Origin of the sequence: Devosia sp. LjRoot16, from assembly GCF_964252795.1 — a bacterium.
Lineage (GTDB): Bacteria > Pseudomonadota > Alphaproteobacteria > Rhizobiales > Devosiaceae > Devosia_A.
This window is the reverse complement of the sequence record NZ_CAXUPH020000004.1, coordinates 459,248-472,751: the sequence shown is the minus strand read 5'-3', so window position 1 is coordinate 472,751 and position 13,504 is coordinate 459,248. Positions and strand designations below refer to the sequence as shown.

Here is a 13,504-nt window from a genome sequence, read left to right as displayed (position 1 = left end):
CGGGAGCCCCTCGGCAACATGGTGAATGCAATGTTGCCGTTCCCACTGCCATCAGGTGCTTGAACCCGTCGCGAACGCTTCGTTCAGTCAGGGTTCATCGTCGCGGCGGCCGGGTGGCCGATCAGCGACGGCACCATGGCGACCCGCTGGTTGACTGGCAGGGCAGGGATCCGCACCAGCTCAAACCCGAACCGCTCATACGCCTCGACGTGAAACCGCTCGAACCGCATCGAATCCGCGAGGCTGATCCGCCGGGCCTCCGTATTGGTGATGAAGCCCAGCAGCTCGACGAACAGCACCTGCCGCTCGTACTGCCCCGACGCCAGCATCGAACGGATTGATTCGGCGAGCACTTCCGGTACTGGATGGCCCAGGTATTCCGCCAGCGCCAGCGTGCAGACCAGCGACCGGTCCGCCACCCGCACCGCCCCTGTCGCAGGCCGCGCCGCCCGCAGCAATTGCAGCCGGGTGATGTCGCTGATGAACTCTGGCCGTCGCCACGACTCCTCGATGCCGCGCCCCTGGTCGAGCGCGATCACATCGGTTGCCGCCTCCTCGACCACGTCTACGCCTTGGGCTTCAAGCGCCCTGAGGATAACGGTTTTGCCGGCACCCGGGGCACCAGTCAGGATGAACTCGCGGGCCATCGCCTCGCTCCATGTGAGAGGGACGCCGGGCCCGGATGGGCCAGCGTTACTCAGTGTCTGCGGGGGGATTTGCTTGGTGCCGGGCCAGTGCGGGAGTGGTACCGCCTCCCCGGATCGAACGGGGGACCTCTAGATCCACAATCTAGCGCTCTAACCAACTGAGCTAAGGCGGCCCGGCAAGCGCGGCGGACCATAGTTTCACTTATCGCTGCTGGCAAGCGTCGATTTGAGCCTGTTTTTCATCCCCTGTTGACGGCCGCGGGCTTAACCATCGGCAGCGAATGCCGGCCGCTCACGTCCGCGCGATATGGACCGGGGAGGGGCCCCGGGATATTTAGAGAAGATTAAATTCCGAGTTCGCTTTGTGTCGAATTGGCACGAGGCAGGAAAAGAGTACGCGTGCGCGCTGAGTGGATCAAATCGCCGACGGCCCGGCTGGTGCTGGTGCACTGGGCCGACGCGCGCCCCGCCTGGCTATGGTCGCAGGATGGCGAAACCCTGCTCTGGCGCAACGACGCGGCGCGCTACTTCCATGGCAAGATCAAGAAGCATGGGCTGAAGCTGGCGCCCGAGGCGGTGCCGATCAAGGGCCAGATCGCCCGCTTGATCCGGCTCGGCTCGATGGGACGCTCGAGCCTCAGCCGCATCCAGTTCCTCGCCGGCGAGCGGCCGATCTCCACCACCTGCACCTGCACGCCGCTCGAACTCGAAAACGGCGACACGGGCCTGTTGATCGTTGGCGTCGACCCGATCGAACCCGAGCTGCTCGAGGCGCACGATCCGATGCAGGTCGATGCCCTGACCGCGAGGCTCTTGCCCGATGGCGCCGAGTTCCTGCTGGTCAGTGAAGATGGACAGATCGCCGGCGGCTCGCGCCATGCGCTCGAGCACTTTGCTCCGATCATCGAGAGTGAAGGCCTGCCGCACGACGCCGAAAGCGCCGAGATCACCCTGGCCGGCGACAAATTGCAGCTGACCCGCTTCAAGGCCAGCCCGCACGACGCCATGCTGCTGCTGTTCGAGCACCACGCAGCGCCGCTCGCGACCACGGCCCAGATATCGGATGTGCGGGCGGAGGAGGGCGTCATCGCTCGCGAAGACGCCCCCGCGCCGCCGCGCTTCGTCCCCGAACCCGAACCGCTGCTGCCGATGGGGCTGCCGCCGCTCGAGCGTGCCGACGACGAGCCGGTGATTGCCGAAGAAGACAATTGGGTCGAGCCGATTCCCGCCGCGCCTGAGGTGCCGGGTACGCTCGCTTCGTTGTTCGACCGGCTCGCCGACGATGGCGGCCTCTACACCGCGCTCAGCCCCGGCGACGAGCACTTCGCCGGTCCGCCGCCCGAGCAGGTGGATGAGCCGCTGGTGCCCGACCCGGTCGAGGCTGACGAGACCCTGCCATTGCCCGAACTGTCGCCCGAGACGGCGCCGTTTGCGATTCCGCTATCGCCCGAACTCGACGTTATCGGCGCACTGATCGACTTCGCCGACGAAGAAGAGGCCGCAGAACAGCTCCCGGTCGCGGAACATCACCCGGCCGCAGAGGCGATCGCGCACGAGGAAGCGATCGCGCACGAGGAAGTGGCTGTCGCCGAAATCGACACGGCTGCCGAGCCGCAGCCCGAGCCGCTCGCTGCCACAGCCTGGCGCGTCATCGGCCGTGGCTTCGAGGCGCTCGCACCGGAACTGCCCGCCGACGACGAACCGGCCGAGACCCTCTCCGCCATCCCCGATGCCGAAACCGTCGAGCGCGTTTCGCGCTACAATTTCGATGAGCTGAGCCGCATCCTCACCGATCGGGTCAGCGCCCATCCTTCGGCGCCGCCGGCCGAAACGGCCGCGCCGCCTACCACCGGCAACGAAGGCGCGCTGATCAACCTCAATGGCGAGACCTTCATCCTCAACCGGCTGCCGCTCGGCATCCTGGTGTTCCGCGATCAGCAGGTTCTGTTCGCCAACCGGGCGCTGACCGATCTCGCCGGCTACGAGTCGATCGAGAGCCTGCGTGCCGCCGGTCTCACCGCTATCTTCCCGTCCGAGGACAGCGCGGTCGCTGGGCCCGTGACCCAGCTGGTGCGCCGCGATGGCAGCCTCGCCTCGGTGAACGCCCGCCTGCAGTCGATCACCTGGCATGGCCGTCCGGCTCTGATGCTGTCGGCCGGTATCGCCGAGAACCGCATCGGCCATGAGGCTGCTGTCCGCAGCTTCGCCGAGCTCGCGGCCGAAACCAGCGACGACGGCTTCATCACTGCCGACCGGTCCGCGACCATCACCACGGTGTCGCTGCACGGCCGCATCGTGCTCGGCCATGTCGAAGAAGATATCGTCGGCAAGCCGCTGGCGAGCTTCATCGAGCCTTCGCAACTGGGCGACCTCAAGCGCTTCCTCGAACGCCCGGCCCGCTTTGCCGAAACGGCGCGTCCGGCCATCACCTTCACCGGGTCGGTGCCCAACACCCGCATCACGCTGTTCGCCGAAGGGCAGGCTGGCATCATCGCGGGCTACTATGCCTTCGTCCGTAAGGCCGCCTCGCCGATTCCGCCGGCTCCTGTGACCAAGCCTGCCGACGACATCGAGCCCTCGATGCTCACCCGCATCAGCCGGGGCGTGCGCCGACCGCTCAACACCGTCATCGGTTTCGCCGACCTGATCCGCTCGGCGTCGTTCGGCTCGATCGAGAACCAGCGCTACCTGGAATATGCGCAGGACATCAAGACCGCCGGGCAGGAGATCGCTCACCTCGTCGACGAGCTCGACGACTATAGCCGCCTGCGCGAGGGCCGTTACCCGGCCGAGGCCAACGACATCGACCTCGTGGCGCTGCTCGAAAGCTGCCTCGCCCGCGTCCGCGGCCAGGCTGGCGAAGCCCGCGTGCTGGTGCGCAACGCCGTCTCCGAGCGGCTGCCACGCATCACCGCGGACACCGCCTCCCTGACCCAGGCGATCCTCAATCTGCTGGCCAGCTCCATCGATCAGACGCCGGTCGGCGGCTCGGTCATCCTCTCCGCACAGCAGGAGGACGACGGCGCCGTGATCGTCAATGTCCGCGACGGCGGTGAGGCCCGCCGCGATCTCGGCGAGCGTTTCGTGGTGTTCCGCGGTGGCGTGGGCAAGGACGGCGAAGCCCTGCAGCCGGTGCGCTCCAGCGTCGGTCTGGCGCTCACCCGCTCGCTGCTGGCGGTTAACGCCCTGTCGCTGTCGGTCGATCCGGCCGTTGGCGTCGGCACCATGTTCTCGCTGCTAATTCCCGCCGACCTGGTCCGCGAGACCAGCCAGTGAGCCGGGAGATCCGGCTTGTTGGCGCCATCGCGGTCCGTCCTGTAATCCTCGCGCTGATCCCGGAGTTCGAGGCTGCCACCGGCCATACCGTGGCGGCCCGCTGGGAGCTCAACCCGATCGTCAAGCAGCAGATCGAAGCCGGTGAACCCTTCGATCTCGTCATCATCAATCCCAATCTGGTCGAGGCTCTCGCCGTACTGGGAAAGCTCGATCCCGCAAGCCAGGTGCCGTTCGGGCGGATCGCCATGGGCGTCGCTGCCAAAGCGGGTCGCCCGCTGCCTGACCTCGGCACCGTAGCGGCATTCGAGCATGCGCTGAAGAGCGCGGCCTCGATCGCCTACGCCAATGAAGGCACCAGCGGCAGCTATTTCATCGGCCTGCTGGAGCGCCTCGGCATTGCCGGCGAGGTAAAGCCAAAGCTCGTGGCCACCTCCGGCGGGCAAACCGCGGCTGCCGTGGCCCATGGCGAGGCCGAACTGGCTGTGATCCCGTCAGTTCCATCCTCGCCGCTGCTCCCGATGTCGTGCTGGCCGGCCGTTTTCCGTCCGAGCTGCAAAGCTACATCGACTTCGCCATCGGCATCAGCGCCGCCGCCCGCGATGCGAAAGCTGCCAGGGTGCTGTCCGCCTTCCTCACCTCGGCCGCATCGGACGAGGTTCTCGCCGCCAGGGGCCTCGAACGCCACTGAGCCGCTTCACGATCCGGTTTGTTGACTTGGCGGCTCAGAAAAAGCAGAACCACGCCTGAGCGGGAGCTTCCCGCGACCTGGAATATGATCATGAGCTTGCTTTTGCGCTTCGGCACTGCCCTCCTTCTCACGCTGGCGGCCGGGCCCGCCCTGGCGCAGAGCGGCGAGGTCAATGTCTACTCCTACCGCGAGCCCGGTCTGATCCAGCCGCTGCTCGACAAGTTCACCGCCGAAACCGGCATCAAGACCAATGTGCTGTTCGCTGGCGATGGCCTGCTCGAGCGCGTTGCGGCCGAGGGCGAGCTGTCGCCCGCCGACGTGGTGCTCACCGTCGATATCGGCAACCTCGCCAACGCCAAGGATTTCGGCATTACCCAGACCATCCCGGCCGAGGCGCAGGCCCGCGTGCCGGCCGCCTACCAGGATCCGGATGGTCAGTGGATCGCCCTGTCGCTGCGCGCCCGCGTCTTTTACGCCAGCAAGGATCGTGTCCCCGAGACGGCGCTGACTTATGAGGATATCGCCAAGCCCAAGTGGAAGGGGCGTCTTTGCACCCGCTCCGGCCAGCACGTCTACAATATCGGCCTTATCGCCACCCGCATCGCCCACTGGGGCGTCGACAAGACGCGGAACTGGCTGACCAAGGTCCGCGACAACCTCAATGGCCCGGTCTCCGGCGCCGACCGCGACCAGGTGAAGAAGATCCTCGACGGCAGCTGCGACCTTGCCATCGGCAACACCTATTACATGGGCCTGATGCTCAATAACGACGCCGAGCCCGAGCAGAAGACCTGGGCCGCCGCCGCCCGCATCATCTATCCCGATACCGACGGCGACGGCACGCAGGTCAACGTCTCGGGCGCGGTGATCGCCAAATATGCACCCAACCAGGCCAACGCCCAGAAGCTGGTCGAATTCCTGCTCTCCGACGAGGCACAGCACCTCTATGCCAGCGGCAACTACGAATTCCCGGTGGTCGCCGGCGTCGCCCCGTCGGAACTGGTCGCCAGCTGGGGCAAGCTCAAGGCCGACAAGACTCCGCTGACCGAGATTGCCGCGCACCGCAAGGAGGCCAGCGCACTGGTCGACGAGCTCCGCTTCGACGAAGGTCCGCAGAACTGATCGGACACGTTGCCGCAGCGCTCCGGCTCGCCGGCAGCGCCGAAACCTGCGGCTTGGCTGGCGACTTCTCCGGCGTTCTGGAACGGTTCTAAAAGACATTCACAAACCGGCAACATTCCGCTGCCCCGCATTGTTGACTTTGTTGCTCAGAATTCGTGATTGCAGCCGGTCACCGGTGGCCTGAGGGGCCGCCGATAACGGGAGTTTGCCATGACCATGACGATGCGACTGTCCGCTGCGCTGCTTGGCGCCGCGATGATTGCCGGCACCGCCGGGCCGAGCTTTGCCCAGAGCGGCGAAGTCAATATCTACAGCTACCGCGAGCCCGGCCTGATCCAGCCGCTGCTCGACAAATTCTCCGCCGCCACCGGCGTCAAGGCCACCGTGCTCTACGCCGGCGATGGCCTGCTCGAGCGCGTCGCCGCCGAAGGTGAACTGTCGCCCGTCGATGTGGTGCTCACCGTCGATGTCGGCAACCTGGTCGGCGCCAAGACGCAAGGGCTGACCCAGCCGATCACCACTGCGGCGCTGACCGAGCGCCTGGCGCCGGAGTTCCGCGACGAAGAAGGTCATTGGGCGGCGCTGTCGCTGCGCGCTCGCGTCTTCTACGTCAGCAAGGACCGTGTCGACGCCACCGCGCTGACCTATGACGATATCGCCAAGCCCGAGTGGAAAGGGCGCCTCTGCACCCGCCCGGGTGATCACGCCTATAATATCGGCCTCGTCGCCAACCGCATTGCGGCCTGGGGTGAGGACAAGACCCGGACCTGGCTCACCGCCGTGCGCGACAACATGTCGGCCCCGCCGGCCGGCAATGATCGCGCGCAGGTCAAGGCCATCCTTGAGGGTTCGTGCGACCTCGCTATCGCCAACACCTACTATATGGGCCTGATGCTGACCAACGAGGCCGAGCCCGAGCAGAAGGACTGGGCGGCATCCGCCCGCATCGTCTACCCTGACGCTGACGGCGAGGGCACCCAGGTAAATGCCGCCGGCGCCTTCATCGCCAAGTACGCCCCGAACCTGGAAAACGCCAACAAGCTGGTCGAATTCCTGCTCTCCGACGAGGCACAGCAGCTTTACGCCGATGCCAACTACGAGTATCCGGCGGTAACGAGTGTCAAGCCGGCCGAACTGACCCAGAGCTGGGGTATTCTCAACCCCTCGAAGGTCTCGCTTACCGCCACCGCCGAATTCCGCGACGAAGCGGCGGCGCTGATCGATGAGCTGAAGTTCAACGAAGGCGCACAGGCGCAGTAACCAGCGCGGAGGCTGAGCATCAGCCGGACGACCGCAGCATCGATGAAATCCGAAACCGGCGGGAGGAAGCTCCCGCCGGTTTCGGCCATCCTGCTGCTCGCCCTGATGGGCCTGCCGATTCTCTGGCTCGCCCTGGCCGCGCTCGATACCACCGGCGCCGGCGGTCTCGCCGCCGCCATGCTGCCGACAGCCTTGCGCGAAACCGCGACGCTGATGGCCTGGGTTGGCTTGATCACCGGCGTACTCGGCCTCCTGTCGGCCTGGCTGGTGACGCATTTCGACTTTCCCGGCCGCCGTATCTTCGAGTGGGCGCTGGTGCTGCCGCTGGCCATTCCGACCTATCTCGCGGCCTACACCTACGTCGAGTTCCTCGATTTCACCGGTCCGATCCAGCAGGCGTTGCGCGCCGTCATCGGTGGCGAAACCATCAAAGACTACTGGTTCCCGCAGATCAAAAGCCCTTCCGGCGCCGCGTTCGTCCTCTCGATGGTGCTCTACCCCTATGTCTACGCCTCCTGCCGCGCCTTCTTCGTCATGCAGTCGGGTTCCATCTCGGCTGCGGCGCGCACCCTTGGGGCAGGGGGCTTCCGCGCCTTCTTCTCGGTCACCCTGCCGCTGAGCCGCCCGGCGCTCGTCGTCGGCATCACCCTCGCCATGATGGAGGTGGTGAACGATCTGGGCGCCGTGCAGTATTTTGGCGTCAACAGCCTCACCGCGGTGATCTATTCCACCTGGATCAACCGCTCGAACTTCGGTGGCGCCGCACAGCTGGCGGTGATGATCGTGCTCATCATCGGCCTGCTCATCCTGCTCGAGCAATGGGCGCGCCGCGACCGCGTCTACGCGCTGCATCGCGACAGCCGCGTCGCGCCACCGCGTGAGCAACTGGTCGGCGCGGAGCGCGCCCTTGCCATCGGCTTCTGCACCGTGCTGCTGCTGCTCGGCTTCGGCGTCCCGGTCGGCGAACTGCTGGTGCTCGCCATCCGCAATCTCGGCCCCGACGCATTCGGCCTCACCGTCAATGCCGGGCTCACCACCGTGACCCTGGCGTCGCTCGGCGCCCTCATGACGGTGATCGTCGGCCTTGCCGCTGCCCGCATCGGCAAATCGCGCGCTGCGCACGGCCTGATCCGCATCGCCACCCTCGGCTACGCCATCCCCGGCACGGTGCTGGCGCTCGGCCTGCTGCAGCCGCTCGGGCAGGCCGACCTGTGGTTCAACCGGATGACCATGGCGGTGGCCAATTGGCGCCCCGGCCTGATCCTTTCCGGTTCCATCGCCGCGCTGCTTTATGTCTATGCCATTCGCTTCCTCGCGGTGTCGCATTCGACCATCGATGCGGCGATGAAGAAGCGCGGCGATACCATGCTCGATGCCGGTCGCGTCCTCGGCGTCACCGGCTGGCGGCTGTTGTTCCGTGTCGATCTGCCCACGTTGTCGCCGGCCTTGCTGACCGCCGCGACGCTGGTCTTCGTCGAGATCGTCAAGGAACTGCCGGCAACGCTGTTGCTGCGGCCGCTTGGCGTCGAAACACTGGCCACCGTGGTCTATGCCCGCGCCAATGTCAGCCTCTTCACCGAATCGGCGCTTCCGGCGCTGACCATCGTCTTGGTCGGTCTGGTCCCCGTCATCCTTTCGACCCGGTTCAGCGATCGCCGCTGAGGCGATACATTGGAAATTAACCGGTCATTGACTAAGCATTAGCCGGTTGGGTCTTTCCTTCATTTGATTGGTTGTTGGGGCGTCGGGGCATGAGAGACTACGTCCTCACGCGGCTCGTGTTGGCAGTCGGAGCGGTCCTCGGCGCCGCCGTGCTGCTGTTCCTTTTCCTTGACGTCCTGCCCGGTGCCGGCGGCGCCGATCGCCCCGCCTGGGCTCGGTTCCTCGGCCTGTTCGTTGGCGACACCGGTGCGCCTAACACCTTCGGCGAGCGTCTCGCCGTCACCCTGCCACTGGCGCTGCTGGCGCTGCTTGTCGCTGGCGCAGTGGGGGCAGGCCTCGGCCTTGCCGCCGGCCGCTATCGCGGCTTGGTCGATCGGCTGGTGCGCGTCCTCTCAGGCGTGCTTGCGCTGTTGCCGCCGTTCTGGCTCGGCATGCTGCTGGCGCTGCTGTTCGCGGGTCTGCTGAAGCTGCTGCCTGCCAGCGGCTTCGTCCCCTGGAGCAACCCACTGGGCGCGCTCGCCTCGCTGCTGCTGCCGTCGCTTGCCCTCGGCCTTCCCTATGCCGGCCAGCTCGCCCTGCGCATTCGCCGCGATCTCGGCCGCGTGGCCGAGCGTGACGTGCAGCGCCTGCGCGCCGATGGCATCGCTGCCTTCGAGGCGAGCTGGCAGCTCGGCCTCGCCCGCGCGCTGGCCGAGTTGCCGCAGGCGATGGCGCGCACCTTCGGCGCCCTGTTGATCGGCGCGGCGCTGGTCGAGAGCGTCTTCTTCCTTCCCGGCCTGGGCCGCCAGATTCTCGGCGCCGCCGAGCAGCACGATCTGGCACTGCTGCGCGGCGGCTTGCTGCTGCTGATCATGGTCGCCGCCTTCGGTATGCTGCTCCTGGCGCTGCTGCGTGTGCTGGTCGATCCCGCCTTTCGCGCGGAGTTGCGGCCATGACCCTCGAAGCCGCCTCAGTCCGGCCCGGCATCGACCTGCGCGTCGTCCTCGGCGCCGCGCTTGCGCTGATCATCGCCATCCTCGCGCTGACCTCCCTCGCCTGGACCCCGCATGGCGCCGCCAGCCTGACCCCGCTCGCCGAGCCCGACGCCATCCACTGGATCGGCACCGACGCCACCGGCCGCGATGGCGCCTCGGTGCTTATGGCCGCAACACTCACGACGCTCCTGCTTGCCATCTTCGGCACGCTTGCCAGTCTGTTCGTCGGCATCCCAATGGGCGTTGCGCTCGCTCTGCGGCTGCCGCCCTCCAACCGCACGGCGCATGCCATCGGTATGCTGCCCCCTGCGCTGCTCATCGGTGTGCTGGTCAGTGGCCTCGCCGCGCCCGCCAACCTCACGCTGTTTCTCGCCATTGCGCTCCCCGGCGTGGTGGTCGCCGCCGTCATCACCCGCCGCATCCTCGCGCCGTTGTGGCACCGCGACTATGTCACCGCGGCGCGCCTCGCCGGCCTCCGCCCGCTCGCCGCCGCACAGCGCCATGTGCTGCCGCGGCTGCTGCCGCAACTCGTTGCGCTTGGCCTCGAGCTCCTGGCCGTCGCCATCCTCATCGAGGTCAGTCTTTCCTTTGCCGGCCTGGGTGTGCTGCCACCCGGCGCCAGCCTTGGCCTGATGCTGCGCGAGGCCCAGCAGTTCATGACCATCCGCCCGCTGCTGATCGTCGTTCCCGGCGCGGTCGCCGTGGTCACCGCGCTGGCCCTGATGCTCGCCGCCAGCGGCCTCAGAGGAACGCGTCATGGCGCTTGAGCTCGCCGGCCTCGACCTCGCCATCGCCGGTAGCCATCCCATCGCCAGCCTCGACCTTGTGCTGGCCGATGGCGCTGCCCTCGCCATCGTCGGTCGCGCCAACAGTGGCAAGACCCTACTGGCCCAGGTCATCGCCGGCCTGCTACCGGCCGGCGTCACCGTTCATGGCACCGGACTCCCCGGCAAACGCCCTGGCGTCATCGGCGCCGATGCCGATCCGATGGAGCTTGGACGCTGCCTCGATCGCGGCGTCGATCTCATCGTCTGCGACGAGCCGGGCAGGGCCCTCGACCCTGCCGCGCAACGCGAACTGCTGACCGCGCTGCTCACCGCCAACCGCGACCGCGGCGTGGCGTTGCTGATCCTCACCCGGGACTTCCGCCTGCCGCTCGCCATGGGACTCGAGACGGCTATCCTCTCGGGCGGTAAGCTGGTCGAGCGCGGCCCGGCCGCCGCGTTGCAGGAGCGCCCGCAGCACGCCGCGACGCGCGAATTGGTGAGCGCCGGCAGGCCCCGCACCCGCACCATGGCTCGCCCGCCCATCGGCGAGCCGCTGCTCGAGCTCCAGGGGCTCGGCAAGCGTTTCGCCGATCCCACCTCGCGGCTCTGGAAGCGCAAGCCGCCTATCGCGGTGCTTGAGAACATCACCCTGTCGGTGCGCCGCGGCGAGGCCGTCGGCCTGCTCGGCGCCGCCGGGGCTGGTAAGTCGGAGCTGCTCCGGCTGGTTGCCGGGCTCGGACGCGCCAGCGCCGGCCAGCTGGCGTTCGATCGCACGCCCTATCGCGGCGACGATCTTGCCCGCGAGGCGCGCGCCCGCATCAGCTTGCTGTTCCCTGATCCGCGCGCGGCCTTCAATCCGGATCTGGCGGTGGGACTATCGCTCACCGAGCCGCTGCGCGTCGAAGAGCAATTGCTGATCGACGAGCAGGCCGATCGCCTGGTCGAAGCTGTTCGCGTCGTCGGTCTCGCGCCTGATGTGCTCGATCATCTGCCCGGCCAGTTCACCACGGCAGAGTTGCAGCGCCTCGCTTTGGCGCGCGCGCTGGTCAGCCGCCCCAGCCTCATCGTCCTCGATGAGCCGACCGCCGCGCTCGATCCGGTCGAACAGGCCGAATTTCTCGTCTTATTCAACCGCGTCCGTTCGGACTATGGCCTCACCGTGCTCTGCGCCAGCCGCGAGTTCGACGTGCTGCGGCTCGTCGCCGACCGTATCCTCGTGCTCGACGCCGGTCACATCGTCGAAGGCGGCAAGCCGTCCGAGCTGGCCGAGATTGGCCACCATGTGGCTACCCAGGCGCTGCTCGCCGCCCGCTATCCCGAGCCGCTGTCGCCGGCGCCCCCGGTGGTCGAGCCGCCGCCCGCGGCACCCGAGCCGCCAGCGCCTCCCGAAGCGCCACCAGCGCCTGTGCTAGAGCACAGCCCCGACGAACCCGGCGAAAGCCGGCAGGGCGAGGTCGCCGTCACCGACGGGGGCAGCGACCGAGCCGGGAGCGTCGATCCCCTTGACCCCGAGCCCGTCGGGCAGGCGGACGACGACCGGGCCGCCAGTCATGTTGAAGGCACAAAGTAGCGTCTCGCTGCCGGCCGTCCGGGTGAACATCAGTACCCCCTCCGGCGCGTCGAGCGTCCGGATCGTCCCTTTCACCAGCGCCTTGTGCTGGCGCCGGAACTTCAGCGTTGCCCGGTAGTGGTGCAGCAGCGAGTCGTTCTGCTTCTCCTGCAGGTCCGGCGCTTTCAGGAGGTGGTCGCCCGGCACCGGCAGCCAGGCCCGCGGTGCGGTCGAGAAGCCGCCCAGATGCGCCGAGGACTGCCAGACCATCGGCGTCCGGCATCCGTCGCGGCCTTTGAACTGTGGCCAGAACTCGATGCCGTAGGGGTCCACCAGGTCCTCGAATGCCAACTCGGCCTCGGTAAGCCCCAGCTCTTCACCCTGGTACAGGCACACCGAGCCGCGCATCGTCAGCAGCATCGTCGCCGTCAGCTTGCCGAACGCCTCGCGGTCGCCATGGCTCATCCAGCGGCTCACATGCCGCACCACGTCGTGGTTGGAGAAGGCAAGACAGATCCAGCCGTCGGGCGCGTCCTTTTCCGTCAGGTCGATCGACGTCTTGAAATGCCGGGCGTCGAATGCCCCACCGAGATAATCGAAGGTGTAGGCCATATGCAGCTTGTCGGTGCCCGAGGTGTACTGCGCCATCACCTCGAGCTGATGCTGGCTGTCGCCGATCTCGCCCACGCTGGTCCGCCCCGGGTACTCATCGAGCAGGGCGCGGATGCGGGTCAGGAATTCGAGGTTCTCCGGCCGGCTCTTGTCGTAGAGGTGCTCCTGGAAATTATAGGGGTTCACCGCCGGCGCCGTCGAAGCATTGAAATCCTCCGGTTTCACCACCGGGTTGGATTCGAGCCCCAGCGAGGCGAAGTAGAAGTTCACCGTGTCGAGCCGGAACCCATCGACCCCGCGCTCCAGCCAGAACCGCATATCGCTGAGCACCGCGTCCTGCACATCCGGATTGTGAAAGTTGAGGTCGGGCTGCGAGGTGAGGAAATTGTGCATGTAATACTGCATGCGCCGGCTGTCCCACGCCCAGGCCGAGCCGCCGAAGATCGACAGCCAGTTGTTGGGCGGCGTCCCGTCGGGGTTGGGGTCGGCCCACACATACCAGTCGTGCCGCGGGTTGGTCCGGTTCTGCCGGCTCTCCGAGAACCACGGGTGCTTGTCCGAGGTGTGCGAGATCACCTGGTCGATGATCACTTTCAGCCCGCGCGAATGCGCCTTCTCGAGCAGCCGGTCGAAATCCCCGAGCGTGCCGAAGATCGGATCGACGTCGCGATAGTTGGAAACGTCGTAGCCGAAATCCTTCATCGGCGAGGTGAAGAACGGGCTGAGCCAGATCGCGTCGACGCCGAGGTCGGCGACATAGTCGAGCCGCTCGGTGATCCCGACGAGGTCGCCGACGCCGTCGCCGTTATGGTCCTGAAACGAGCGCGGGTAGATCTGGTAGATCACCGCGCCACGCCACCAGTCCTTGTCGAGAGGCTGCTCGGGCGTCGACTTCTGCTCCGTCATCGGCGGAACGGCCATCATCGGCGGCACAACGCTCATGCTGA

8 protein-coding genes, 1 tRNA gene and 2 pseudogenes are annotated in these 13,504 nt (G+C 67.1%); 8 read left to right on the top strand and 3 right to left on the bottom strand.

Going from position 1 to position 13,504, the window contains the following annotated elements; genetic code table 11:
* Positions 1–83: 83 nt before the first annotated feature.
* Both ACSQ23_RS20260 and ACSQ23_RS20255 read right to left on the bottom strand, forming a co-directional pair.
* On the bottom strand, positions 84–647 hold the full coding sequence (locus ACSQ23_RS20260) for an AAA family ATPase (protein WP_436091669.1): 564 nt from the start codon (positions 645–647) through the stop codon (positions 84–86).
* Positions 648–743: 96 nt separating this feature from the next.
* Positions 744–820: transfer RNA gene (locus ACSQ23_RS20255), tRNA-His, on the bottom strand.
* Positions 821–1,046: 226 nt separating this feature from the next.
* Here ACSQ23_RS20255 and ACSQ23_RS20250 point away from each other — a divergent pair.
* From ACSQ23_RS20250 to ACSQ23_RS20215, 8 genes and pseudogenes are all read left to right on the top strand, one after another.
* Positions 1,047–3,923 carry a histidine kinase dimerization/phospho-acceptor domain-containing protein gene (locus ACSQ23_RS20250; RefSeq protein WP_436091668.1) on the top strand — a complete coding sequence of 959 codons (2,877 nt, stop codon included), beginning with the start codon at positions 1,047–1,049 and terminating at the stop codon, positions 3,921–3,923.
* Positions 3,920–4,611, top strand: a pseudogene (locus tag ACSQ23_RS20245) (molybdate ABC transporter substrate-binding protein). The gene ACSQ23_RS20250 and the pseudogene ACSQ23_RS20245 overlap by 4 nt, the downstream one beginning before the upstream one ends.
* An 84-nt stretch (positions 4,612–4,695) precedes the next feature.
* The gene (locus tag ACSQ23_RS20240) at positions 4,696–5,733 is read left to right on the top strand and encodes an extracellular solute-binding protein (protein ID WP_436091667.1); all 1,038 of its coding nucleotides are present in this window, start codon (positions 4,696–4,698) and stop codon (positions 5,731–5,733) included.
* Positions 5,734–5,943: 210 nt separating this feature from the next.
* Entirely contained in the window at positions 5,944–6,993 is a 1,050-nt protein-coding gene (locus tag ACSQ23_RS20235) for an extracellular solute-binding protein (RefSeq protein WP_055996928.1), read from the top strand.
* Between the two features lie 42 nt (positions 6,994–7,035).
* Complete coding sequence (locus ACSQ23_RS20230) at positions 7,036–8,655, top strand: ABC transporter permease (protein WP_436091666.1); 1,620 nt, start codon at positions 7,036–7,038, stop codon at positions 8,653–8,655.
* 89 nt (positions 8,656–8,744) lie between these two features.
* Positions 8,745–9,590 carry an ABC transporter permease subunit gene (locus tag ACSQ23_RS20225; protein WP_082533259.1) on the top strand — a complete coding sequence of 282 codons (846 nt, stop codon included), beginning with the start codon at positions 8,745–8,747 and terminating at the stop codon, positions 9,588–9,590.
* The gene (locus ACSQ23_RS20220; protein WP_055884832.1) at positions 9,587–10,396 is read left to right on the top strand and encodes an ABC transporter permease; all 810 of its coding nucleotides are present in this window, start codon (positions 9,587–9,589) and stop codon (positions 10,394–10,396) included. The genes ACSQ23_RS20225 and ACSQ23_RS20220 overlap by 4 nt, the downstream gene beginning before the upstream one ends.
* Positions 10,386–11,471, top strand: a pseudogene (locus tag ACSQ23_RS20215) (ATP-binding cassette domain-containing protein); the annotation flags it as partial. The gene ACSQ23_RS20220 and the pseudogene ACSQ23_RS20215, both read left to right, overlap by 11 nt.
* A 333-nt stretch (positions 11,472–11,804) precedes the next feature.
* On the opposite strand, the gene bglA reads toward ACSQ23_RS20215, so the two are convergent.
* Positions 11,805–13,463: a beta-galactosidase BglA gene (bglA, locus tag ACSQ23_RS20210; RefSeq protein ID WP_436091792.1), complete on the bottom strand. Its 1,659-nt coding sequence runs from the start codon at positions 13,461–13,463 to the stop codon at positions 11,805–11,807.
* Between the last annotated feature and the right edge of the window lie 41 nt (positions 13,464–13,504).

Bases quoted from the DNA above. Each gene is read 5' to 3' on its own strand.
- ACSQ23_RS20260 (WP_436091669.1), bottom strand. From the start codon at position 647: ATGGCCCGCGAGTTCATCCTGACTGGTGCCCCGGGTGCCGGCAAAACC.
- ACSQ23_RS20240 (WP_436091667.1), top strand. From the start codon at position 4,696: ATGATCATGAGCTTGCTTTTGCGCTTCGGCACTGCCCTCCTTCTCACG.
- ACSQ23_RS20235 (WP_055996928.1), top strand. From the start codon at position 5,944: ATGACCATGACGATGCGACTGTCCGCTGCGCTGCTTGGCGCCGCGATG.
- ACSQ23_RS20230 (WP_436091666.1), top strand. From the start codon at position 7,036: ATGAAATCCGAAACCGGCGGGAGGAAGCTCCCGCCGGTTTCGGCCATC.
- ACSQ23_RS20225 (WP_082533259.1), top strand. From the start codon at position 8,745: ATGAGAGACTACGTCCTCACGCGGCTCGTGTTGGCAGTCGGAGCGGTC.
- ACSQ23_RS20220 (WP_055884832.1), top strand. From the start codon at position 9,587: ATGACCCTCGAAGCCGCCTCAGTCCGGCCCGGCATCGACCTGCGCGTC.
- bglA (WP_436091792.1), bottom strand. From the start codon at position 13,463: ATGACGGAGCAGAAGTCGACGCCCGAGCAGCCTCTCGACAAGGACTGG.